Below are 23766 nucleotides of genomic sequence, written 5' to 3'. Positions count from 1 at the left end.
TGTATACTTTGTGCATTTAAGTTGTAGCTAGTATACTATAAACATAATACATATTAAGGGAGTCGAAATAAATGACAAAGCTTGATGATACTTTAGCGATGCTCAAGGAATTAACAGATGCCAAAGGAATTCCAGGGAATGAGCGTGAGCCAAGAGAAGTGATGAACAAGCATATTGCTCCGTATGCGGATGAAGTAACAACTGATGGACTTGGAAGCTTAATTGCTAAAAAAGTGGGAGATGCGAACGGTCCGAAGATAATGGTTGCTGGTCACTTGGATGAAGTAGGTTTTATGATCACACAAATTGATGATAAAGGGTTCCTGCGCTTCCAAACGGTTGGTGGCTGGTGGTCTCAGGTTATGTTAGCGCAGCGAGTCACGATTGTTACAAGAAAGGGAGACGTGACGGGGGTTATCGGGTCAAAGCCGCCACATATTTTATCTCCTGAAGCTAGAAAAAAACCAGTAGAAATTAAAGATATGTTTATTGATATTGGTGCATCAAGTCGTGAGGAAGCAACAGAGTGGGGAGTCCGTCCTGGTGATATGGTCGTTCCATACTTTGAGTTTACTGTGATGAACAATGAAAAGCTTTTATTAGCAAAAGCTTGGGATAATCGTATTGGTTGTGCGATTGCGATTGATGTGTTAAAGCAATTGAAGAATGAAGAGCATCCAAACATTGTATACGGAGTTGGAAGTGTACAAGAAGAGGTAGGCTTACGTGGGGCTCGTACTTCTGCTGCAGCAATTGAGCCTGATATTGGGTTTGGAGTAGATGTTGGAATCGCTGGTGACACTCCTGGTGTGTCGGAGAAGGAAGCGCAAAGTAAAATGGGCAAAGGCCCACAAATCATTCTGTATGACGCAAGTATGGTGTCTCACAAAGGATTAAGAGATTTAGTAACGGATACAGCGGATGAACTTGGAATTCCATATCAATTCGATGCAATTGCTGGCGGTGGCACGGATGCGGGGTCGATCCATATTTCTCATAAAGGAGTCCCTTCCTTAGCAATTACGATTGCAACTCGATACATCCATTCACATGCAGCCATGCTGCACCGTGATGACTACGAGAACGCAGTTAAGTTAATCGTTGAAGTCATCAAACGTCTAGATCGTGAAACAGTAGACCGCATCACACTTGAATAGAGACCAAACAAAGACAGCATGCTTTGGCATGCTGTCTTTGTTTGAGCAAGCGGGGAAATAGTGTCCACCTCAGACGGACAAAACCACCCCAACTGTCCACGGATGGTGTCTGTCACCTTCCGTGGACAAATCAAAGAATTTGTCCACGAGCGGTGACAGACACCCTATTTTAGGCCGTTTTCTAGGGTTTTGAGCATTTCGCTTTTTTCTTGGTCGGATGCATTGTTCCAGATGACTTCAAAAAGTACTCCTAAACCTGGAAGCATTTTTTCTTCGCCGTTTTGAATGGCGTCAACGATTGTGTCTCGTAGCTCATCTTGTGTATTTCCTGATACATTATGAATAACTGCATTTCTTAAGTTAAGATTCATTTTTACCCACTCCTTCTTCATTTTCTTTAATATGTTTTCTATTTTTGTTATTATTATGTACTTAAGTTACGCTATAATAAGAAAACCCGAGAAAAAAAGGAAAGAAGGGGTTTTACCTTGAAGCATATTCACTCGAGTAGTAACCCAAAGGTGAAGCAATGGAAGAAACTATTAACGAAAAAGGAAAGAGATAAAACAGGCCTATTTTTAGTCGAAGGGTTCCATTTAGTGGAGGAAGCGCTAAAAGCAGGTCGTATAGAAGAAATCATTGTACAAGAAAACATTGATCTTCCTTCAAGCTTTGATTACGGAGCAACTCCGATTGTCTCTGTGCCTGCTGACATCATTAAGCTATTGGCTGAAACAGATACACCACAAGGTATTTTTGCTGTATGTCATCAAGAAAAGCCATCGGGTACAGAAGGAACATCTTATCTTTTAATTGATGCTGTCCAAGACCCTGGAAATTTAGGAACGATGATTCGTACGGCGGATGCTGCAGGTGTGGACGTTGTGGTAATTGGCAATGGAAGCGTGGATATATATAATTCCAAAGTGCTTAGATCTGCCCAAGGAAGTCACTTTCATCTTCCTGTTATTAAAGGCGATATCTCTACTTGGACAAGCGACCTTCTTGACCGAGGGATCCCCGTTTATGGAACAGCATTAGAGAATGCCGAACCGTTCCATCAAATACAATCAACTGGATCATACGCCTTAATCGTCGGAAATGAAGGGAACGGAGTAAGTAAAGAGCTATTAAGTAAAACGACAGCTAATCTATATATTCCGATTCATGGGAAAAGTGAGTCATTAAATGTTGCAGTAGCAACAGGAATTTTGTTATATTACTTACGTGGATAAAATAGGCATATAGCCTCCTCTAAAATGGGTTTGAAATAAGTAAGAAAGTATACTATAATAAACAGCAAAAATTACATACAAAAAAACGATGACGGAGAAAAGTAGTTTGCTACCATCTATGTTAGGGAGAAAATGCCTTAGACTGAAAGCATTTTTATAGAAAAAGTAAACGAAGTTCACCTCCCGAGTTGGCATCGGGACCATTTCTTAAAGAAGTGTAAAGATGCACCGGTTTAAAGCCGTTATCAGCAATGAAGTGAATGTAGGAGAAAGATGTCTACATTAATTAAGGGTGGTACCGCGAATAATGAAACCTCGTCCCTTTCAGGGACGAGGTTTTTTATTTTGTCTAAAAATCATAAGGAGGAAAGAACATGGAGCAACGCTTAGTAGAGCTTCAGCAAGAAGCGCTTGAAGGAATAAAGAAAGCGACTGATTTAAAGGAACTAAATGACATTCGTGTATCTTATCTAGGGAAAAAAGGTCCCATTACTGAGGTACTAAAAGGGATGGGGAAGCTAAGTGCTGAAGAACGTCCAAAAATGGGGGCATTGGCAAACGAGGTAAGAGACGTTATTGCAAAAGCAATTGAAGAAAAACAAGCAGTTATGGAAGAAGAAGAGGTGGCTAAAAAGCTTGCCTCCGAAACAATTGATGTAACACTTCCAGGAAGACCAGTAAAAACAGGAAACCATCATCCATTAACAAGAATCATTGAAGAAATCGAAGACCTCTTTATTGGTATGGGCTACACGATTGCAGAAGGCCCCGAAGTAGAAAGTGACTATTATAACTTTGAGGCTTTAAATTTACCAAAAGGTCATCCATCTCGTGATATGCAAGATTCCTTTTATATTACGGAAGAAATTCTTCTTCGTACACATACATCACCAATGCAAGCAAGAACGATGGAAAAGAAAGAAGGAAAGGGCCCGATTAAAATTATCTGCCCAGGAAAAGTTTATCGACGTGATAATGACGACGCAACGCATTCCCACCAATTCATGCAGATCGAGGGTCTTGTGGTAGGAGAAAATATTCAGATGAGTGACCTGAAAGGGACGTTAGATGTATTTGCGAAAAAAATCTTTGGTGAAGACCGTGAGATTCGCTTACGTCCTAGCTTCTTCCCATTCACAGAGCCTTCTGTTGAAATGGATATTTCTTGTAAAATTTGTAACGGAAAAGGATGTAGCGTTTGTAAAGGAACGGGTTGGATTGAAATTCTTGGAGCTGGAATGGTGCATCCAAATGTACTTGAAATGGCTGGCTATGATTCGAAAAAATATACAGGCTTTGCGTTCGGTATGGGGCCTGAAAGAATTGCGATGCTAAAATATGGCGTGGATGATATTCGTCATTACTATACAAATGATGTACGTTTCTTAAAGCAATTTTCGATACACGAATAGGAGGATAACAAGAATGTTTGTTTCTTATAAATGGCTACAAGAGTACGTGGACCTTTCTGGTGTCACAGCTTCTGAACTAGCCGATAAAATTACAAAAAGCGGGATTGAAGTGGAAGGCGTTGAGATTCTTAATGAAGGAATGAAAGGACTCGTCGTCGGTCACGTGTTAGAACGTGAGCAGCATCCAAATGCCGATAAGCTAAATAAATGTTTAGTAGATGTTGGAGAAGGAGAGCCAGTTCAAATCATCTGTGGTGCTCCGAATGTAGATAAAGGTCAACATGTTATTGTTGCAAAGGTGGGAGCTGTTCTCCCTGGAAACTTCAAAATTAAAAAAGCAAAGCTTCGCGGCGAAGAGTCAAACGGAATGATTTGTTCCTTGCAGGAGCTAGGGGTTGAAAGCAAGCTTGTTGCTAAGGAATTCTCAGAAGGGATATTCGTATTCCCGAATGAGGTAACAGTTGGGGACGATGCACTTGAGCTGTTAAGTCGTGATGATCAAATTTTAGAACTAGGTTTAACTCCGAACCGAGCGGATTGCTTAAGCATGCTAGGTGTAGCATATGAGGTTGCCGCAATTCTAGGAAAAGAAGTAAAGCTTCCGAAGCCTGAGGTTTCATCAATTAACGAAAAGGCTAGCGATTATATTTCTGTCACTGTAGATGCTCCGGAGGATAATCCACTTTACGTTGCCAAAGTGATTAAAAATGTAAAGGTTGGACCTTCTCCATTATGGATGCAAACACGTCTGATGGCTGCAGGGGTACGTCCTCATAATAATGTTGTCGATATTACCAATTACATTTTAATGGAATACGGTCAACCGCTTCATGCCTTTGACTATGATCGACTTGGTTCAAAAGAGATCGTTGTTCGTCGTGCACATCAAGGTGAAACGATTACAACGCTTGATGATGCCAAACGTACATTAACAACAGATCACCTTGTAATTACAAACGGAAAAGAACCGGTTGCATTAGCAGGAGTTATGGGTGGAGCAAACTCTGAGGTAGAAACAACAACGACAACCGTGTTACTAGAGTCTGCATATTTTGTTGGGGCACCCATTCGTAAAGCTTCGAAGGATCATGGTTTACGCAGTGAAGCTAGTGCACGCTATGAAAAAGGTGTGGATCCGAATCGTGTCAGAGCTGCAGCAGAAAGAGCGGCTGAGCTACTAGCACTGTATGCAAACGGAGAAGTATTAGAAGGATCTGTCGAGGCAGATGCGCTTAAGGTGGAGCCTGCGGTTGTTTCCATTACATTAGACAAAATCAATGGTGTGCTTGGTACCGAAATATCCATGGATGAGGTGCAAGATATCTTTGCCCGTCTACAATTTGTTACGAATGTTGAAGGAAACGAAATTACAGTAACTGTACCTACTCGTCGTGGCGATATTACTATTGAGGAAGATTTAGTTGAAGAGGTTGGAAGAATATACGGTTACGACTATATTCCTAAAACTCTTCCAAAGGGTGCTTCTACTCCAGGGAAATTAAGTGATTACCAGAAAAAGCGCAGAATCGTCCGTCGCTACTTAGAAAGTGCAGGAATATTTCAAGCAGTCACTTATTCTTTGACGAATGAGACAAAAGCCACTCAGTTTGCGCTAGATAAGCGTGAACCTGTTAAACTTGCGATGCCGATGAGTGAAGACCGTAGTGTACTACGTCTGAGCATCTTGCCACAGTTACTAGAAGTCGTAAAATACAATTCTGCTCGTCAAAATGATAGCATTGCATTATATGAAACAGGTGCTGTGTTCCTATCGACTGAACAAGATAAGCTTCCAGAAGAGAAGGAACATCTGGCAGCAGCGATTACTGGCTTATGGCATCAGCACCCATGGCAAGGGGAAAAGAAAGCTGTTGATTACTATGTTCTTAAAGGAGTGCTAGAAGGGTTACTCGCTCGCTTAGGGTTGACAGGAAGAGTGGAGTTCTCTCAAGCAACCGTGGATGGAATGCACCCAGGAAGAACAGCTGAAATTCTTTTAGATAATGAGAAAATTGGTTTTGTCGGACAGATTCATCCAAACGTTCAAAGAGAACTAGATTTAAAAGAAACGTATGTATTTGAACTATCTTTAAAGGCTTTACTAGAAGCAGAAATTGCTCCGTTACAATACGAATCAATTCCTCGTTACCCATCTATCACACGCGATATCGCGCTGGTTGTTGACAAGGAAGTGGTTGCGGGTACGCTTTCTGAAATTATTACAAAAGTTGGTGGAAGTTTACTGAAGGAAGTTTCTGTGTTTGATCTTTATGAAGGAGATCGCTTGGAAGAAGGAAAGAAATCCATTGCGTTTTCTTTAAGATATTTTGATCCAGAAAAAACACTAACTGACGAAGAAGTAACAAAGGCCCATGAAAAGGTATTAGATGCTGTGAAGGAGCAGGCTGGAGCAGTACTAAGAGGATAAATAGAAAAGGAGCATCCAAAATTGGAAGGCTCCTTTTCTCATTTTTTCGTAATCAGTTTCCATGCTTTTTCTGTATTAGCAAAATGCAGCTTAACAAAATGTGGAAGGATTTCTTTTCCCTTTGCTTGAATTAATTTAGCTGCTGCTACGTCTACTTGGGCACCTGCTCCTTTTGGAATAACAAATCCAGCTTCCTTTGAAAGATTTTCAAAGTGCTGTACAAATGCATAACGAGCTAGTATGGATGCGGCAGCAACAGCTAAGTGAACACTTTCTGCCTTTGTTGAGAAATACACATTTTCACGGTGGATCACTTTTTGCCCCTTAAGATACTGATAATACACTTCTTCTTTTGCGAACTGATCGATTAAAATGGCATCCGGTTTTTGCGGAGTTATTTTATTCAGCACATGTCCAATGGCTTGGTTATGCAACAGGGCTTTCAGTTTTCCTTGTGACATACCTGACTGCTGAAGCTGATTATATTTTTCATTGTGTAATGTTAATAGGCTATAAGGAATAACATGCTTGATTTCCTTTGCAATGGTTGAAATTTGCTCATCCTTTAGACCTTTTGAATCCTTTACGCCTAGCTCTCTTAATAGGGGGAGATGCTCTTTACTAACATAAGTTGCTACAACAGTAATAGGTCCGAAGTAGTCGCCAGTACCTACCTCATCCGAACCAACTACAGAAAGAGACTCAAAGTGCTCAGGGAGATGGCTTTTATTTGGTGAAGATTTCTGTGTCTTTTGATTCGTAGGTTGTTGCGCATCACCCCATTTTTTTGCTTCCACCTCACAGGAAGGACCTTGAAAAAGGACTTTACCGGATTTATATGCAGTTATGGAGCAACCAGACAGTTTTGCTGCAAACACCCCACCTGGTGGTATTTTAGGTAAAAGGCTTTGTTGGTAGTGCTCCTGCATCTTTTTTATTTGTTCCCCAGACTGTTTTAATACGACTTGACTCATTTTACACTCTCCAATAAAATACATATTTTTCCTTGATTCGTGTGATTTTGACATTCTTAACTTCCCAGCCAAATAATATTCATGTTATGATATAGTGTAGGATTCTTATGAATGGGGGCAATGCTGTGTCTGAAGCAGAAAAAAAGCGCACAACGGTTGAAATATACGGGCAACAGTATGTAATTGTAGGTAACGAAAGTGTTGAACATGTTCGATTGGTTGCCTCTTTGGTAAATAATAAAATGCGCGAAATTGGTCAGAAGAATCCCTCACTCGATAGTACAAAACTTGCAGTTCTTACAGCAGTGAATGCTGTAAATGATTATCTTAAAATAAAGGATCAACTTGAGCGCTTAGAAAGTGAACTAAAGAAGTAAAGGATTGAATGAATATGCTAAATCTTGCCATTGTCATTATATTATTAATAGGATTACTTGTTGGGCTTCGTAGAGGGTTTATCCTTCAATTTATTCATCTTACTGGCTTCATTATTGCATTTATTGTAGCAAAGGTCTATTATTCCGAACTGGCACCAAAACTAACCCTTTGGATTCCATATCCAAGCTTCGGTGATGCATCAAATTTACAAATCATTTTCTCAGAAGGAAATATGGAGGATGCATATTACCGGGGAATTGCTTTTGTTGCTATTTTCTTTGCAGTAAAGATTGTTCTACAAATAATTGGAAGTATGCTAGATTTTGTTTCCAATCTACCAATTTTAAAGACTTTTAATCGTTGGGCCGGAGGAATACTTGGATTTTTAGAGGTATATTTACTTCTGTTTATTATTTTATACATAGCAGCACTTCTACCAATTGAAGCCGTGCAATCACCTTTAGCTAGCTCTTCTCTGGCAAAGGGAATAGTTGAAAATACCCCCTATTTGTCTAATCTTGTGAAAGAGCTTTGGGGATAATATAAAACAGGATGATTATATAACTACTTCTCTTTTTTAAGAGAAGTTTTATTTTGTTTTATTTTCAAAAACTTTTTTGGATTACAATACGTACATAATACATAGTAGGTTTTAAAACATACTAAATTATTGGTGAAATAGAAGTGAATCATTCATAATGGGATATAGGTGAAAGTAGGTGGATAGTGTGGCAATACAAAAAAAAGAAGTGATTCGTTTACTTGAGACGATCGCTACCTATATGGAATTAAAAGGTGAAAATACATTTAAAGTGTCTGCTTTTAGGAAAGCAGCAAATAGCCTTGCAATAAATGAACAGGATTTATCACAAATCGATGATTTTACGACCATTTCAGGTATTGGCAAGGGGACAGCTGCTGTTATTATAGAATTTATCCAAGAGGGTCAATCCTCTGTACTAAAAGAACTTCAGGATGAAGTACCAAAGGGATTAATCCCCCTTCTACAACTGCCTGGCCTTGGTGGGAAAAAGATTGCCAAGCTATACAAAGAACTTTCGATAACGAATGTACACGAGTTAAAGCAGGCATGCGTGGACAAAAAGGTGAGAGAACTTGCCGGTTTTGGAGGAAAGACAGAGGAGAAAATTCTTCAATCAATCAACGAATTTGGTTCCAAACCAGATCGACTACCTCTTGCCTATATGTTACCAGTTGCACGGAAGATTGAACTTGCTCTTTCCGAAATGGATGGAGTGATTCGCTTTTCAAGAGCAGGTAGTATAAGAAGAATGAAGGAAACGATCAAGGATTTAGACTTCATTATCTCAACGGCTGATCCTCAATTGGTGAAAGAGCAGCTGCTCTCCATGGAGCAAATAAAAGAAGTTGTCTCCAAAGGAGATACAAAGGTTTCTATAATCCTGGAATTGGAGTTTGACGTTTCGATTGATTTTCGCCTTGTAAAGGATGAGGAATTTACCACGACTTTACACCATTTCACTGGCTCAAAGGACCATAATGTAAGAATGCGTCAACTAGCGAAGGAACGTGGTGAAAAAATAAGCGAATATGGTGTGGAACATATCGAAACCGGGGAAATTGTAACGTTTCATAGTGAAGAGGAGTTTTTTGCTCACTTTGGTTTGCCTTTTATTCCACCCGAAATGCGTGAGGATGGCACAGAAGTGGAACATTATACAGAAGAGCTTGAGATTATTGCTCTTGACCATATAAAAGGTGATCTACACATGCACTCGACATGGAGCGATGGTTCGCATTCTATTGAGGAAATGGTAGAAGCTTGTCGTGCAAAAGGGTATGAATATATGGCGATTACTGATCACTCACAATATTTAAAAGTGGCAAATGGACTAACGGTCGAGCGCTTGCGGAAACAACGTCAAGAAATTGATGAATTGAATCGGAAATATGATGATATTACGATTTTAGCAGGTGTTGAAATGGATATTTTACCTGACGGCTCCCTTGATTATGAAGATGAAGTTCTAGAACAAATGGATTTTGTCATTGCATCTATTCACTCCTCTTTTTCACAGCCACAGGATAAGATTATGGGACGTCTTAAAACAGCTTTGAAAAATAAACATGTACATATGATTGCACATCCGACGGGTAGAAAGATTGGAAAGCGTGACGGGTATTCAGTAGATATTGAGCAATTGATTGAACTAGCAAAAGAAACAAATACTTGGTTAGAATTGAATGCGAATCCAAATCGACTTGACCTTTCCTCAGAGCACGTACGTATGGCCCAAGAAGCAGGTGTAAAACTTGTAATTAATACTGATGCTCATATGGTTGAAACATTAGCTCATATGGACACGGGAATATCTGCAGCGAAAAAAGGATGGGTTCAAAAACAATCAGTTATCAATTCTTTGGCTAAGGAAGAATTTCTTGAGCTATTAAAAAGGCGAAAAGAAGACAGAAGATAGACCTTATTTTGAAATAGGAGGCACACTCCATGCAAGAAAGAGTTTTAAAGGTATTGGAATTTACAAAAGTGAAAGAGCAGTTAATTGAACATGCTTCTTCAAGCTTAGGAAAAGACAAAGTAAATGCACTTGTTCCTTCGACTGATTTCGAGGAGGTGGTACGTAGCCAGGAAGAAACGGATGAAGCAGCAAAGGTTCTTCGATTAAAAGGCAATGTTCCTCTCACAGGAATTTATGATATTAGAATGCAAGTAAGACGCTCCGCAATCGGTGGAGTACTAAGTCCACTTGAACTTGTACAAGTAGCTAGTACGATTCATGCAAGCAGGATGATGCGTCGCTTTATAGAAGATATGGTTGAACAAGGAATAGAGATTCCTATTTTAGATGAATATGCAAGTAACATCATTGTGCTCGCAGAACTAGAAGAGCCCATTCGAATGGCAATCGATGAGAGTGGAGAAGTACTGGATACGGCTAGTGATACCCTACGCTCTCTTAGAAGTCAGCTACGAACAAAAGAAGCAAGAGTTCGCGAAAGACTTGAATCAATGATTCGGTCTTCCAATGCGGCTAAAATGCTTTCAGACGCAATTATCACGATTCGAAATGACCGGTTTGTTATACCTGTTAAACAAGAATATCGAGGACATTATGGAGGAATTATTCACGATCAAAGTTCCTCAGGTCAAACCCTGTTCATCGAACCGCAAACAATCGTGCAGTTAAACAACGATGTGCAAGCGATTCGTGTCAAGGAGAAGCAGGAAATAGAACGTATTTTGGTTGAATTATCCGGGAAAGTTGGAATGTTTGAGAGCGAGTTAAGTACAATTGTTGAGGTATTAACAGACCTAGACTTTATGTTTGCGAAGGCAAGGTATAGTAAAAGAATAAAGGGATCTAAACCAAAAATGAATAACGAAGGAATCATCTCCTTGTTTAAAGCAAGACATCCCTTGATTGCCATGGATGAAGTGGTTCCAAATGATATTTTACTGGGTAAGACTTATTCCACAATCGTAATAACTGGACCTAATACCGGAGGAAAGACGGTTACACTAAAGACCGTCGGTTTATGTACATTAATGGCTCAGGCCGGGTTACAAATACCTGCCCTTGATGGATCAGAAATGGCTGTCTTTGGTCAAGTGTTTGCCGATATTGGTGATGAACAGTCGATTGAGCAAAGTCTAAGTACTTTTTCTTCTCATATGGTAAATATCGTAGACATTTTAAATGATGTAAGCTTTGATAGTCTTGTTCTATTTGACGAGCTAGGTGCAGGTACAGACCCACAGGAAGGAGCTGCACTTGCTATTTCGATATTAGACTCTGTCTATAAAACAGGGGCAAGAGTAGTTGCCACAACCCATTATCCGGAATTAAAGGCATATGGCTATAACCGGGAAGGGGTAATAAACGCAAGTGTTGAGTTTGATGTTGAAACATTAAGTCCGACGTATAAGCTTCTAATTGGGGTTCCAGGTCGAAGCAATGCGTTTGAAATTTCCAAACGCCTTGGGTTAAAGGAAAAAGTCATTGATATGGCACGATCACATGTTAGCTCGGAGAGTAACGAAGTCGATCAAATGATTGCAGCGCTTGAGGCAAGTAAAAAACAAGCCGAAAATGAGTTAGAAGAGGCACATGACACATTAAGGCAGGCTGAAAAGCTTCATAAGGATCTTCAAGAAGAGATTGTCTCCTATTATAAAGAAAAAGACATATTACGTGAAAAAGCCGAGCGTGAGGCGCAAGCAATTATTGAAAAGGCGAAACAAGAAGCGGAAGAAGTCATTCGAGAGCTCCGTCGAATGCGAATCGAGAAAAAAGCTGATATCAAAGAACATGAATTAATTGATGCCAAAAAGAGACTAAATGAAGCAGTACCTGTTTCGGAAAAATCATTGAATAATGAGGCACGAAAACAGAAACATAAATTCCATGTTGGTGATGAAGTAAAGGTATTAACATTTGACCAAAAGGGACATTTAGTTGAAAAGGTATCTGATGAGGAGTGGCAGGTTCAAATAGGTATTCTAAAAATGAAGGTCCAAGAAAAGGATTTGGAGTTTATCCAATCGGAAAAACCTAAGGTACAAAAGCATGTGACAACGATACAGGGAAGAGATTCAAACGTTTCCATAGAGCTAGATCTCAGAGGGGAACGCTATGAGGATGCTCTGTTTAGAGTAGAAAAATACATCGATGATGCTTTATTATCTAATTATCCAAGAGTGTCGATCATTCATGGAAAAGGCACTGGAGCATTAAGGCAGGGTGTACAAGAGTACTTGAAAAATCATCGGTCTGTGAAAAAGATTCGCTTTGGTGAGGCTGGAGAAGGCGGTTCTGGTGTAACAATCGTTGAGTTCAAGTAAGTAGGAGGAAGAGGAAGTTGAACGGTTTCTGGGAGAATGAATATGTTCATATAGCCGCATATTGCAGTGTTGTTATTTTATGTATGATCGTATTTCTTGCCATTTTTGAACTTGTTACGAAATACCGAAATTGGGAAGAAATTCAAAATGGAAATGTTGCCGTTGCAATGGCGACTGGTGGGAAAATTTTTGGAATCGCCAATATTTTTAGGCATTCGATTGAGCAGCATGACTCACTCATAACCATGATTGGATGGGGAATATTTGGTTTCTTTTTACTACTGGTGGCTTATTTTATTTTTGAGTTTTTAACACCAAAATTTAAAATTGATGAAGAAATTCAGAATGACAACCGAGCTGTGGGGTTAATTTCAATGGTTATATCAGTTGGATTATCGTATGTAATTGGGGCAGGCATATCTTAAAGGAGTACGTAAATGGAAAAGCTAGCAAAAATACTTCTAATCCTTTGTGGAATCTTTGTGTTTATAGGAATTTTTTATTTAGTCTTTTAAAATCGCCTTTTACAGGCGATTTTTTTGTAGTAGGACAACTTTTTACTTCCATACACATATAGGGGGAGAATTTAAATTGTCACATATTATTCACTATATTATAATTAAGATGAGTAATCAGAAATTTCTATACAATTTCTTTGTAGGAGGGATGGAGAATGAGTGAACATAGGCCGTGGCTCGCTAATTACCCAGAGGAAATACCGGCTACCTTAACGTATAAGTCAGAACCTGTTCAAACCTATTTGACGAACGCAGCAAAGGAGTTTCCGAATAAATCGGCTATTCATTTTATGGGCAAGGAAATGAGCTATGAAACATTACATGAACATGCCTGCAAGTTAGCTTCTTATTTACAAAAGCTCGGGTTAGAAAAAGGTGATCGAGTCGCAATGATGCTTCCAAATTGCCCTCAAGCTGTTGTTTCGTACTACGGAATTTTATTAGCCGGAGGAGTTGTGGTTCCGACTAACCCGTTGTACACAGAAAGAGAAATTGAATATCAAATGAAGGACTCTGGTGCAAAAGCCATTATCACATTAGATATTTTATTTCCGCGTGTTAGCAAAGTATTCACACAAACCAATTTGGAACATATAATTGTAACCGCTATCAAGGATTATCTACCCTTCCCAAAAAATCTCATTTATCCATTTATCCAAAAGAAACAATATGGAATTACCGTGTCTGTTAAGCATGAAGGATGTCATCACTTATTAACAGAAATTATTAAGCAGTCAAATAAAGAGATAAAAAGCTTCTCAGTCGATTTTGAAGAGGATCTTGCTATTATTCAATACACCGGTGGAACGACCGGAGCTCCTAAGGGGGTCATGCTTACCCATAGGAACCTTGTTTCGAATGCAGCGATGAGTAACGCCTGGTTATATAAATGTAAACGAGGGGAAGAAATCATTTTAGCCATTATTCCATTTTTCCACGTATATGGCATGACAGCAGTCATGATTCTTTCCGTAATGCAAGGACAAAAGATGGTATTGCTTCCGAAGTTTGATCCAGAACAAACATTAAAGACGATAGAGAAACAACGGCCAACTTTATTTCCAGGAGCTCCAACCATCTATATCGGTTTGTTAAATCACCCAGACCTTTCTAAATATGATCTTTCTTCCATCGATTCGTGTATCTCAGGCTCCGCGCCTCTTCCAGTGGAGGTACAGGAGAAATTTGAGGAAATAACTGGAGGGAAGTTAGTGGAAGGCTATGGGCTGACAGAATCCTCTCCAGTAACTCATTCAAATTTTTTATGGGATCGTCCAAGAATAAAAGGAAGTATTGGGGTGCCTTGGCCAGATACAGATGCGGTGATATTATCCTTTGAAACCGGAGATCCATTACCACCTGGTGAAATTGGTGAGATTGCTGTAAAGGGACCACAAGTCATGAAGGGATACTGGAACAAGCCTGAAGAAACCGACCAGGTGTTAAGAGATGGCTGGCTTCTTACGGGGGATTTAGGGTATATGAATGAAGAAGGCTATTTCTTCGTTGTTGACCGTAAAAAGGATATGATTATCGCTGGCGGATTTAATATTTATCCAAGAGAAATTGAAGAAGTCATGTATGAGCATCCTAGTGTGCAAGAGGTTGTTGTTGTTGGAGTTCCCGACCCATATCGAGGGGAGACGGTAAAGGCATATATTGTGTTGAAGGAAAGTGCTACTACTACGGAAGAAGAGTTGAATTCTTTTGCGAGAAAACATCTTGCCTCCTATAAGGTTCCTAGAATGTATGAATTTCGATCAGAACTTCCAAAAACGGCAGTGGGGAAAATTTTGAGGAGAGCATTAGTTGAAGAAGAAAAAATGAAAAGAGATGACAATCAACAGAAACAGGCTTAACTCTTCATAGCCGATTCGTCGGCTGTTTATTTTTGCGAAAGCAGGCTTGTACAGTCCATGTAGTTATGGCATGATAGTAGTGCAAATAATACGTGAAATTCTTGACAGAATTACGTTTACCAACTATTATAAATTTATGAATGATGATTCATTCATAAATGCAATGACCTTCTTGAAAGGAGGGGGAATGATTTTGAAGAAAGACAAACCAAAGTATCGACAGATTATTGATGCGGCTGTCATTGTGATAGCAGAAAATGGATATCACCAAGCTCAAGTTTCTAAAATTGCCAAACAAGCAGGCGTTGCTGATGGCACCATCTATTTGTATTTTAAAAACAAAGAAGATATCCTCATTTCTCTTTTCCAAGAAAAAATGGGGGCTTTTATAGAAAAGATTGAGGAGAAGATAGAGGGAAAGAAAAGCGCAGCAGAGAAATTATTACTTATGATTGAAATGCATTTTCAAATGTTATCAAAGGATCGTCATTTAGCTATCGTCACACAGCTAGAATTGCGACAATCAAATAAAGACCTTCGCTTAAAAATTAATGAAGTATTAAAAGGTTATTTACATGTTGTTGACAATATACTTATTGAGGGAAGAGATTCCGGTGAATTTTCACAAGATCTCGATATTCGCCTGGCAAGGCAGATGATCTTTGGAACAATGGATGAAACAGTTACAACTTGGGTCATGAATGAGCAAAAATATGATTTAACAGCACTTGCAGAACCGGTCCAGAAACTTTTAATTAATGGGTGTGGAAAGAGATAATCTTTATTATACGAATGAGGGGGAGAACTTATGGGCTTTTTGCATTGGTCTCATGAAGAGTTCATTGCAACAATTAAAATTGAACGTCCTCCAGCAAATGCGTTATCATCTCAGGTGTTAAAAGAACTATCGGATATTCTTGATGAAATCGAATTTCATCAAGATATCCGAGTCATCGTGTTGCGTGGTGAGGGGAGATTTTTCTCAGCAGGGGCAGATATTAAAGAGTTTACAACGATTTCAACAGGAGAGGATTTTGGTAGTCTTTCCACTCTTGGTCAAGATTTGTTTGAACGAATGGAGCGTTACCCAAAACCAATTATTGCTGTAATCCATGGGGCCGCTTTAGGCGGGGGACTTGAGCTGGCGATGGCCTGTCACTTCCGATTAGTTACAGAGAATGCAAAGCTTGGCTTACCGGAGCTTCAACTCGGATTAGTACCTGGTTTTGCGGGATCGCAACGATTACCAAAATACGTTGGAACAGCTAAAGCAGCAGAAATGTTATTTACAAGTGATCCTATCACGGGAGTGGAAGCGGTTCAATGCGGGCTAGCCAATCATGCCTTCCTTGAGGAAGAGCTGCTAGAGAAATCCTATAAAATCGCAAAAAAGATTGCTAAGAAAAGTCCTATAGCACTTAGCGCAGCGATTGAACTCCTTAATTATGGAAAAACAAATGAGTTTTATTCAGGGGTTAAAAAAGAAGTTGAGCTATTTGAAAAAGTATTTCTGTCTAAAGACGGACAGGAAGGAATATCGGCGTTTCTCGAAAAAAGAGAGCCAAAGTTTACAGGGGAATGACGAAAACTCACAGCAGTTGCTAAGTGGGTTTCCTTTTTCAGATAAATTTCCTTAATCTTTAGAACCAAATAAATGTTTAGATATATAGGAGGGGAACTTATGAATATCTATGTTTTGTTAAAGAGAACGTTTGATACGGAAGAGAAAATAACGATTGCTGGCGGGAAAATTAATGAGGACGGTGCTGAATTTATCATCAACCCGTATGATGAATATGCAGTTGAAGAAGCAATTCAAGTTCGTGATGCACATGGTGGTGAAGTAACAGTTATATCTGTTGGTAGTGAAGAATCAGAGAAACAGCTTCGCACAGCTTTAGCAATGGGAGCAGATAAAGCGGTACTTGTAAATATTGAAGATGATGTTGAAGCTTCTGACCAGTATACAACAGCCAAAATCATTGCCCAATACTTAAAAGATCAAGAAGTTGATTTAATTATCGCTGGAAATGTAGCTATTGATGGTGGTTCAGGTCAGGTCGGCCCGCGTGTGGCAGAATTACTTGAAATCCCTTATGTAACGACCATTACTAAGCTAGAAATACAGGGTACAAAAGCAACAGTTGTTCGCGATGTTGAAGGTGATTCAGAAGTCATTGAGACCTGTCTTCCACTACTAGTAACGGCACAACAAGGATTAAATGAACCAAGATATCCTTCTTTACCTGGAATTATGAAGGCAAAGAAAAAACCGCTAGAACAGTTAGAATTAGACGATCTTGACCTAGAGGAAGACGATGTTGAGGCTAAGACGAAGACAATTGAAATTTATCTACCACCTAAAAAAGAAGCTGGTAAAGTGTTAGCAGGTGACTTGAACGATCAAGTTAAAGAGCTTGTAACTCTTCTTCATACAGAAGCAAAGGTAGTGTAATTATTCTTTTCATATGAGCGGAATTAAATTTTGCAGGAGGGGAACTTGATGGCTAGAAAAGTGTTAGTTTTAGGGGAAGTTAGAGACGGAGCATTACGTAATGTGTCTTTTGAAGCATTGTCAGCGGGGAAGACAATTGCTGAAGGTGGAGAAGTGGTTGGTGTTTTAGTTGGCGAAAGTGTAAGCGCTTTAGGACAGGAGTTAATACAGCATGGAGCTAGCCGCGTGGTTGTGATTGAACATGCTGAGCTTGCTCAATATACATCTGATGGTTATTCGCAAGCATTATTGGCTGTGATTGAAGAAGAAAAGCCAGAGGGACTTGTGTTTGGACACACGGCACTAGGGAAGGATCTTTCTCCAAGAATTGCCGGGAAACTGAATTCTGGATTAATCTCCGATGCTACAGCGATTGAAGTAGCTGGTGGAAATGTTGTATTTACTAGACCAATCTACTCTGGTAAAGCTTTTGAAAAGAAGATAGTGACGGATGGAATTATTTTTGCGACAATCCGACCGAATAACATTTCTGCACTTCAAAAGGATGAATCACTTTCAGGGGAAGTCAATCCTTTAACTGTCGACATAAAAGATCTACGTACTATTATTAAAGAGGTTGTGCGAAAAGCTAGTGAGGGTGTAGACCTATCTGAGGCAAAAGTTGTTATAGCCGGTGGACGTGGTGTGAAGAGCGAAGAAGGCTTTGAGCCTTTAAAAGAACTGGCTACCGTACTTGGAGGAGCAGTAGGAGCTTCAAGGGGTGCATGTGATGCGGAGTACTGTGATTATTCCTTACAAATTGGTCAAACAGGAAAAGTTGTGACACCGGACCTTTATATCGCTTGTGGAATTTCTGGAGCTATTCAGCATTTAGCTGGAATGTCTAACTCAAAGGTCATTGTGGCTATAAATAAAGACCCAGAAGCAAATATTTTTAAAGTGGCTGACTATGGAATTGTCGGAGATTTGTTTGAAGTGGTTCCACTATTAACAGAGGAATTTAAAAAAATAAAAATCAATGCATAACGGGCAAAGAGCGGTTTAAAAGAGCCGCTCTTTCCTTTTTTATGCTGTTTTAACGGAAGAATATCGTTTCATAAAATGGGCAAATTACATAAGAAAACAACAGCGAGACATATTATTAGCATCGACTGAAAAACGGTGATATACTGACGTTAGTATTTTACTACTAAAAGCAATCGAGACTTATTTCTCGGAAGCAATACTTAAGGAGGCATGAAAATGGCTATTTCAAATGCTACAGATCAAAACTTTTCAACAGAAACTGGTACAGGCCTAGTGCTTGCAGATTTTTGGGCTCCATGGTGCGGTCCATGTAAGATGATTGCTCCAGTTCTTCAAGAGCTTGATTCAGAAATGGGAGACAAAGTCAAAATCGTTAAAATCGATGTTGACGAAAACCAAGAAACTGCAGCAAAGTTTGGAGTTATGAGCATTCCAACACTTCTTATCATGAAAGATGGAGAAGTAATTGATAAAGTTGTAGGCTTCCAACCGAAAGAAGCTTTAGAAGAGCGCTTAAACTCTCATCTATAAAATGCGTAAACCACTCATCCTGAGTGGTTTTTTCTTTTCCAGTTGGCTCCTACTATATATCCCCTCAAAAAAACTTTATAATACAATCAGAGTGTTTTGTAGTTGGAGGTGTACCTTTTGAATGAGATGATAAAAAATAAACTTGCCTTATTACCTGATCAACCTGGATGTTATTTGATGAAGGATCGGCAAGGGACAATTATATATGTTGGTAAAGCGAAAGTATTAAAAAACCGTGTCAGGTCGTATTTTACTGGGTCTCACGATGGAAAAACGCAAAGGCTTGTTTCTGAAATAGAGGATTTCGAATATATCGTTACATCATCCAATATTGAAGCACTAATTCTAGAGTTAAATTTAATAAAGAAACATGATCCTAAGTACAATGTGATGTTAAAGGACGATAAAACATATCCTTTTATTAAGTTAACTGCAGAAAGGCATCCACGGCTGATTACAACCCGTAAGGTGAAAAAGGACAAAGGGAAATATTTTGGTCCATACCCGAATGTGTCTGCTGCAAACGAAACCAAAAAGCTTTTGGATCGAATTTATCCTTTAAGAAAATGCTCAACATTGCCTGATAGAGTATGCTTATATTATCATCTTGGCCAATGTCTGGCTCCTTGTGTGAAGGAAGTAAAAGAATCGACCTACAAAGAACTTGTAGAAGAAATTACAAAGTTTTTAAATGGTGGTTATAAGGACATTAAAAAAGACCTTACACAAAAGATGCAAGCTGCTGCAGAAGAGCTTGATTTCGAAAGAGCAAAGGATTTCCGTGATAAAATCGCCCATATAGAAGCAACGATGGAAAAACAAAAAATGACAACGACTGATTTTACTGACCGAGATGTGTTCGGCTATTCGGTTGATAAAGGGTGGATGTGTGTTCAAGTATTTTTTGTTCGCCAAGGCAAGCTCATTGAGAGAGACATCTCCATGTTCCCTATTTACGGAGAAGCGGAAGAAGAATTTTTAACGTTCTTAGGTCAATTTTACGATCAATCCAGTCATTTTAAACCAAAAGAGATTTTGTTACGTGATGAAGTAGACCTAGAATTAGCGGAACAACTTCTACAAACAAAGGTTTTGCAGCCTAAACGTGGACAGAAAAAGGACCTAGTAGAGTTAGCTACAAAAAATGCAAGCATTGCTCTTAAAGAAAAATTCTCGCTCGTGGAGAGAGATGAAGAGAGAACGATTAAAGCAGTCGAGCAACTAGGAGAGCAGCTAGGCATCTATACCCCACATCGAATTGAAGCATTTGATAATTCAAATATCCAAGGAACAGATCCAGTTTCGGCAATGGTTGTATTTATTGATGGAAAGGCAGCAAAAAGAGAGTATCGAAAATACAAGATTAAGTCTGTTAAGGGTCCTGATGATTATGAATCGATGAGGGAAGTAACAAGAAGACGATATTCTCGTGTGCTTAAAGAAAATCTTCCACTTCCAGATCTGATTATGATAGACGGTGGAAAGGGTCATGTAGAAGCGGTAAGAGATATTTTGGAAAATGAACTTGGTCTAGACATTCCGATAACTGGACTCGTGAAAGATGAGAAACATAGAACCTCACAGCTATTGTATGGGAAGCCATTAGCGGTCGTTCCGCTTGAACGGAATAGCCAGGAATTTTATTTGCTCCAAAGAATTCAAGACGAAGTACATCGATTTGCTATCACGTTTCACAGGCAACTTCGAGGAAAAAACGTGTTTCAGTCGATTTTGGATGATGTTCCGGGAATCGGTGAGAAAAGGAAGAAACAATTATTAAAAGCCTTTGGGTCGGTAAAAAAAATGAAGGAAGCAAACAAAGAGGACTTTTTATCTATTGGACTTCCACAAAATACAGTAGATCTGTTAATGAAAAAATTACAAGAATAGCATTGTAGACACCAGAAGGCTGTGCTATAATTAGGAAAATTTTATATTAATCACTTAATTGTTAAGTGAAGGTAGAGGTGCGAGCACCAATAGTACCAGCTTTGAGAATGCTGAGATTCAATGAGAAGCTGTGAAAGGGGATGTTCGCCGAAGTGGATAGGTCTCTGAATTGCCATATCTGCTGGTCCTGTGTTGAATAAATACTGGATTGTCAAGACTGTATGTCTTGGAGAGCTATCTCACTGTGTATAAGTCCGTATTTATGTACGTTCATTCACGCAGCCATGAGATATCTCTCATGGCTTTTTTGTATTTTCAAAAAAAGCCCATGAAAGAGATGAAAAGAAAGTAGGGGTAAATATGGGATTGGTTGTCCAAAAGTTTGGTGGTACATCGGTAGGAAATGTAGATCGTATTAAGCATGTGGCCGATCGAGTAATTGAAGAAAAGATGCGAGGGAACGACGTAGTGGTCGTTGTGTCTGCAATGGGGAAAACAACTGACGAATTAGTGGGACTAGCAAATCAAATCTCAAGCCGTCCAAATAAACGTGAAATGGATATGCTTCTTACGACAGGTGAGCAAGTGACCATCGCATTATTGTCGATGGTGTTAATAGAAAAAGGCTATGAAGCAATATCCTTTACTGGTTGGCAAGCAGGAATTGAAACGGAGGCAGTTCATGGAAATGCTAGGATTTTACACATTAATACAACTAAAATCCAAACAGAGCTACATAAAGGGAAAATAGTTGTCGTAGCCGGCTTTCAAGGAATTGCCATTGATGGAGCGGTGTCAACTCTTGGTAGAGGAGGGTCTGATACAACAGCAGTGGCATTAGCGGCCGCACTGAAAGCTGATAAATGTGATATTTATACCGATGTAACAGGTGTATTTACAACAGATCCACGTTATGTGAAAGAGGCAAGAAAGCTTAAGTCTGTTTCTTACGATGAAATGTTAGAGTTAGCTAACTTAGGTGCGGGAGTGTTGCATCCAAGGGCCGTTGAATATGCAAAAAATTATGCAGTCCCACTTGAAGTACGGTCAAGTATGGAGCGAGAAAATGGAACGATAATCGAGGAGGAAGTATCAATGGAACAAAGTTTAGTTGTACGAGGTGTTGCCTTTGAAGATGAAATTACGAGAGTGAGTGTTTTAGGCCTTCCAAATGGATTGACGAATCTGTCAACGATTTTCACCATCTTAGCAAAAAATCATTTAAACGTTGATATTATTATTCAAAGTATGACGAATGAATCAACGACAAATTTATCTTTTTCAATTAAAAGCACAGATTTGGAAGAAACCATGGCTGTTCTTCAGGCTAATAAAGATTCCTTGAAATATGAAAGTATAGAAGCAGAGCCAAACCTTGCAAAAGTGTCGATTGTAGGTTCAGGGATGATTTCTAATCCTGGGGTTGCAGCAGAAATGTTTGAAGTTCTAGCCGCAGGGGGGATTCAGGTAAAGATGGTAAGTACCTCTGAAATTAAGGTTTCTACAGTAATAGAGGAAGCACAAATGCTGAAAGCAGTTGAAGCGCTTCACGAAGCATTTGAGTTGTCCGGAAAATCTGTTAAGGCATAAAACAATGACTTGAAGAAAAAAGATAAAACTAAAAAGCTTTCATAAAAAATATGAAAGCTTTTTACGTACTATTCAATAGAATCTTTTCTATCCCAACGTACAGTGAAGGAAACCGTAGCGAGCTTTTTCTTCGGGTGTTCATACGTTTCAGTAATTACCTGTTGTTGTTCTTCCATTTGTTGAGCCAAGAATCCTGCTTCCAATTGGAAGTGACATTCTGGAAACTCTTTAAAGCGATTTTTGATTAAGTCACTCGATAATTCAAACTCAAGCTCATTCTTTTTTTCAGATTTAATTTGTAGTGTGCCCCAACCTGCCTGTTGGAAAAAAGTAATAATTTCTTCGACCGACTGCAAAGGGTACTTTCTGGCTAAAGCCTTACCTGCCCAGTATAAAATAGAAGCTGTTTCTCTTCCAAGAATGTCTGGAAGAAGCACTTCTCTTAGTAATTCATATCCAAAGGCTGGAACAAGTGCAGGATCTGTGGCCGAAATAGGTTGTTCTAATTTCAATTCACTCAAAACATGTCCCCCACTTTCTATTATTCTATTATATACATTTTCCGGGGAAATACGCATGAAAACAAAAAAAACTGATTTAAAAAATTTTTACATTAATTGTTATATCAATATAAAAGAAAGCGCTGTAAAATGTTTATACATAAGCGTTAATAGTGATATCAATATATTAAAAATATTTTGTATATATAGAGCATTTTATGTATCCGTTTTCTTGACGCTCTTTCATGTTGGGAGTAAAATGAACATGTCACATAATTGTAAAAATTATTGTAAAAAAACGGATATTATTTTAGTCATTCCGTTTAATTTTTAAGGGGGGTAAAGTTCATGGCAGGAAACCGAGAGTTTTTTTATCGAAGATTACACTCGCTGCTTGGAGTCATTCCAGTTGGTCTATTTCTTGTGCAGCACCTTGTAGTCAATCATTTTGCAACTGGGGGGGAAGAATCATTTAACAAAGCGTCTCATTTTATGGAGAGTTTGCCGTTTCGATATGTATTAGAAACGTTCGTGATTTTTTTACCTTTATTATTCCACGCAATTTACGGGCTTTATATTGCGTTTACAGCAAAAAATAATACGAGTAATTATGGGTTTTTCCGCAATTGGATGTTCATGCTTCAGCGTATATCTGGAGTAGTAACACTAGTATTCGTAACATGGCATGTGTGGGAAACAAGAATTGCAGCAGCATTCGGTGCAGAGGTTAACTTCAATATGATGGAAAGCATTCTTTCGAATCCATTTATGCTCTGGTTCTATATCATCGGTGTGATTTCAACCACCTTCCACTTTGCAAATGGACTATGGTCTTTCTTTGTAAGTTGGGGAATTACTGTTACACCACGTTCTCAACTTATTTCTACTTATGTTACATTAGGAGTTTTTATCGCCCTATCCATAGTTGGTGTGCGCGCTATTATTGCATTCATTTAATTTAATAGGTTCT

Annotated in this window: 21 protein-coding genes, 1 riboswitch and 1 other annotated feature; of the genes, 18 read left to right on the top strand and 3 right to left on the bottom strand. The window is 39.1% G+C overall.

Going from position 1 to position 23766, the window contains the following annotated elements; translation table 11 throughout:
* The first annotated feature begins 71 nt into the window (after positions 1–71).
* A complete protein-coding gene (locus tag ACGLXV_RS02250; protein ID WP_391557320.1) occupies positions 72–1157 on the top strand; it encodes a M42 family metallopeptidase in 1086 nt (361 codons plus the stop codon).
* A 164-nt stretch (positions 1158–1321) separates the two neighbouring features.
* Here the strand turns inward: ACGLXV_RS02250 and sspI are convergent, their stop codons facing one another.
* Entirely contained in the window at positions 1322–1528 is a 207-nt protein-coding gene (gene sspI / locus ACGLXV_RS02245; protein ID WP_119709338.1) for a small acid-soluble spore protein SspI, read from the bottom strand.
* Between the two features lie 117 nt (positions 1529–1645).
* On the opposite strand from sspI, the gene ACGLXV_RS02240 reads away from it, so the two are divergent.
* From ACGLXV_RS02240 to pheT, 3 genes are all read left to right on the top strand, one after another.
* On the top strand, positions 1646–2392 hold the full coding sequence (locus tag ACGLXV_RS02240) for a TrmH family RNA methyltransferase (protein ID WP_391557319.1): 747 nt from the start codon (positions 1646–1648) through the stop codon (positions 2390–2392).
* Positions 2393–2471: 79 nt separating this feature from the next.
* Positions 2472–2718: a binding site (T-box leader), on the top strand.
* 48 nt (positions 2719–2766) lie between these two features.
* Positions 2767–3804, top strand: coding sequence for a phenylalanine--tRNA ligase subunit alpha (pheS, locus tag ACGLXV_RS02235; protein WP_391557318.1), 1038 nt, complete (start codon positions 2767–2769; stop codon positions 3802–3804).
* A gap of 13 nt (positions 3805–3817) precedes the next feature.
* Positions 3818–6232 carry a phenylalanine--tRNA ligase subunit beta gene (gene pheT / locus ACGLXV_RS02230; RefSeq protein WP_391557317.1) on the top strand — a complete coding sequence of 805 codons (2415 nt, stop codon included), beginning with the start codon at positions 3818–3820 and terminating at the stop codon, positions 6230–6232.
* A gap of 38 nt (positions 6233–6270) precedes the next feature.
* On the opposite strand, the gene rnhC is transcribed toward pheT, so the two are convergent.
* Positions 6271–7206 carry a ribonuclease HIII gene (rnhC, locus tag ACGLXV_RS02225; RefSeq protein WP_391557316.1) on the bottom strand — a complete coding sequence of 312 codons (936 nt, stop codon included), beginning with the start codon at positions 7204–7206 and terminating at the stop codon, positions 6271–6273.
* 107 nt (positions 7207–7313) lie between these two features.
* On the opposite strand from rnhC, the gene zapA reads away from it, so the two are divergent.
* From zapA to ACGLXV_RS02160, 13 genes are all read left to right on the top strand, one after another.
* Positions 7314–7583, top strand: a complete 270-nt coding sequence (gene zapA / locus ACGLXV_RS02220) for a cell division protein ZapA (protein WP_391557315.1) — start codon at positions 7314–7316, stop codon at positions 7581–7583.
* Positions 7584–7597: 14 nt separating this feature from the next.
* Positions 7598–8125, top strand: coding sequence for a CvpA family protein (locus ACGLXV_RS02215; protein WP_391557370.1), 528 nt, complete (start codon positions 7598–7600; stop codon positions 8123–8125).
* A 187-nt stretch (positions 8126–8312) separates the two neighbouring features.
* Complete coding sequence (gene polX, locus ACGLXV_RS02210; RefSeq protein ID WP_391557314.1) at positions 8313–10043, top strand: DNA polymerase/3'-5' exonuclease PolX; 1731 nt, start codon at positions 8313–8315, stop codon at positions 10041–10043.
* A 29-nt stretch (positions 10044–10072) separates the two neighbouring features.
* Positions 10073–12427 (top strand): endonuclease MutS2, encoded by a 2355-nt coding sequence (locus ACGLXV_RS02205; RefSeq protein ID WP_391557313.1) that lies wholly within the window; start codon positions 10073–10075, stop codon positions 12425–12427.
* A 17-nt stretch (positions 12428–12444) separates the two neighbouring features.
* Positions 12445–12852, top strand: a complete 408-nt coding sequence (locus ACGLXV_RS02200) for a DUF350 domain-containing protein (RefSeq protein ID WP_391557312.1) — start codon at positions 12445–12447, stop codon at positions 12850–12852.
* A gap of 248 nt (positions 12853–13100) precedes the next feature.
* Positions 13101–14804: a long-chain-fatty-acid--CoA ligase gene (locus ACGLXV_RS02195; protein ID WP_391557311.1), complete on the top strand. Its 1704-nt coding sequence runs from the start codon at positions 13101–13103 to the stop codon at positions 14802–14804.
* Positions 14805–14997: 193 nt separating this feature from the next.
* On the top strand, positions 14998–15582 hold the full coding sequence (locus ACGLXV_RS02190; RefSeq protein ID WP_391557310.1) for a fatty acid metabolism transcriptional regulator FadR: 585 nt from the start codon (positions 14998–15000) through the stop codon (positions 15580–15582).
* Between the two features lie 30 nt (positions 15583–15612).
* Positions 15613–16386 (top strand): enoyl-CoA hydratase, encoded by a 774-nt coding sequence (locus tag ACGLXV_RS02185; protein ID WP_119709326.1) that lies wholly within the window; start codon positions 15613–15615, stop codon positions 16384–16386.
* A gap of 99 nt (positions 16387–16485) precedes the next feature.
* Entirely contained in the window at positions 16486–17259 is a 774-nt protein-coding gene (locus tag ACGLXV_RS02180; protein WP_119709325.1) for an electron transfer flavoprotein subunit beta/FixA family protein, read from the top strand.
* Between the two features lie 48 nt (positions 17260–17307).
* Entirely contained in the window at positions 17308–18285 is a 978-nt protein-coding gene (locus ACGLXV_RS02175; RefSeq protein WP_391557309.1) for an electron transfer flavoprotein subunit alpha/FixB family protein, read from the top strand.
* Positions 18286–18501: 216 nt separating this feature from the next.
* The gene (gene trxA / locus ACGLXV_RS02170) at positions 18502–18816 is read left to right on the top strand and encodes a thioredoxin (RefSeq protein ID WP_066050262.1); all 315 of its coding nucleotides are present in this window, start codon (positions 18502–18504) and stop codon (positions 18814–18816) included.
* 117 nt (positions 18817–18933) lie between these two features.
* Entirely contained in the window at positions 18934–20706 is a 1773-nt protein-coding gene (uvrC, locus tag ACGLXV_RS02165; RefSeq protein ID WP_391557308.1) for an excinuclease ABC subunit UvrC, read from the top strand.
* Positions 20707–20770: 64 nt separating this feature from the next.
* Positions 20771–20951: riboswitch (Lysine riboswitch) on the top strand.
* Positions 20952–21066: 115 nt separating this feature from the next.
* Positions 21067–22296 (top strand): aspartate kinase, encoded by a 1230-nt coding sequence (locus ACGLXV_RS02160; protein ID WP_391557307.1) that lies wholly within the window; start codon positions 21067–21069, stop codon positions 22294–22296.
* A 68-nt stretch (positions 22297–22364) separates the two neighbouring features.
* On the opposite strand, the gene ACGLXV_RS02155 is transcribed toward ACGLXV_RS02160, so the two are convergent.
* Positions 22365–22817 carry a YslB family protein gene (locus ACGLXV_RS02155; RefSeq protein ID WP_240390607.1) on the bottom strand — a complete coding sequence of 151 codons (453 nt, stop codon included), beginning with the start codon at positions 22815–22817 and terminating at the stop codon, positions 22365–22367.
* 327 nt (positions 22818–23144) lie between these two features.
* On the opposite strand from ACGLXV_RS02155, the gene ACGLXV_RS02150 reads away from it, so the two are divergent.
* Positions 23145–23753 (top strand): succinate dehydrogenase cytochrome b558 subunit, encoded by a 609-nt coding sequence (locus tag ACGLXV_RS02150; protein ID WP_119709320.1) that lies wholly within the window; start codon positions 23145–23147, stop codon positions 23751–23753.
* Positions 23754–23766 lie beyond the last annotated feature (13 nt).

It is taken from the genome of Robertmurraya sp. (assembly GCF_036676585.1).
Taxonomy (GTDB): domain Bacteria; phylum Bacillota; class Bacilli; order Bacillales; family Cytobacillaceae; genus Robertmurraya_A.
The sequence above is the reverse complement of the archived record's forward strand: the minus strand, read 5'-3'. Positions and strand labels throughout refer to the sequence as shown.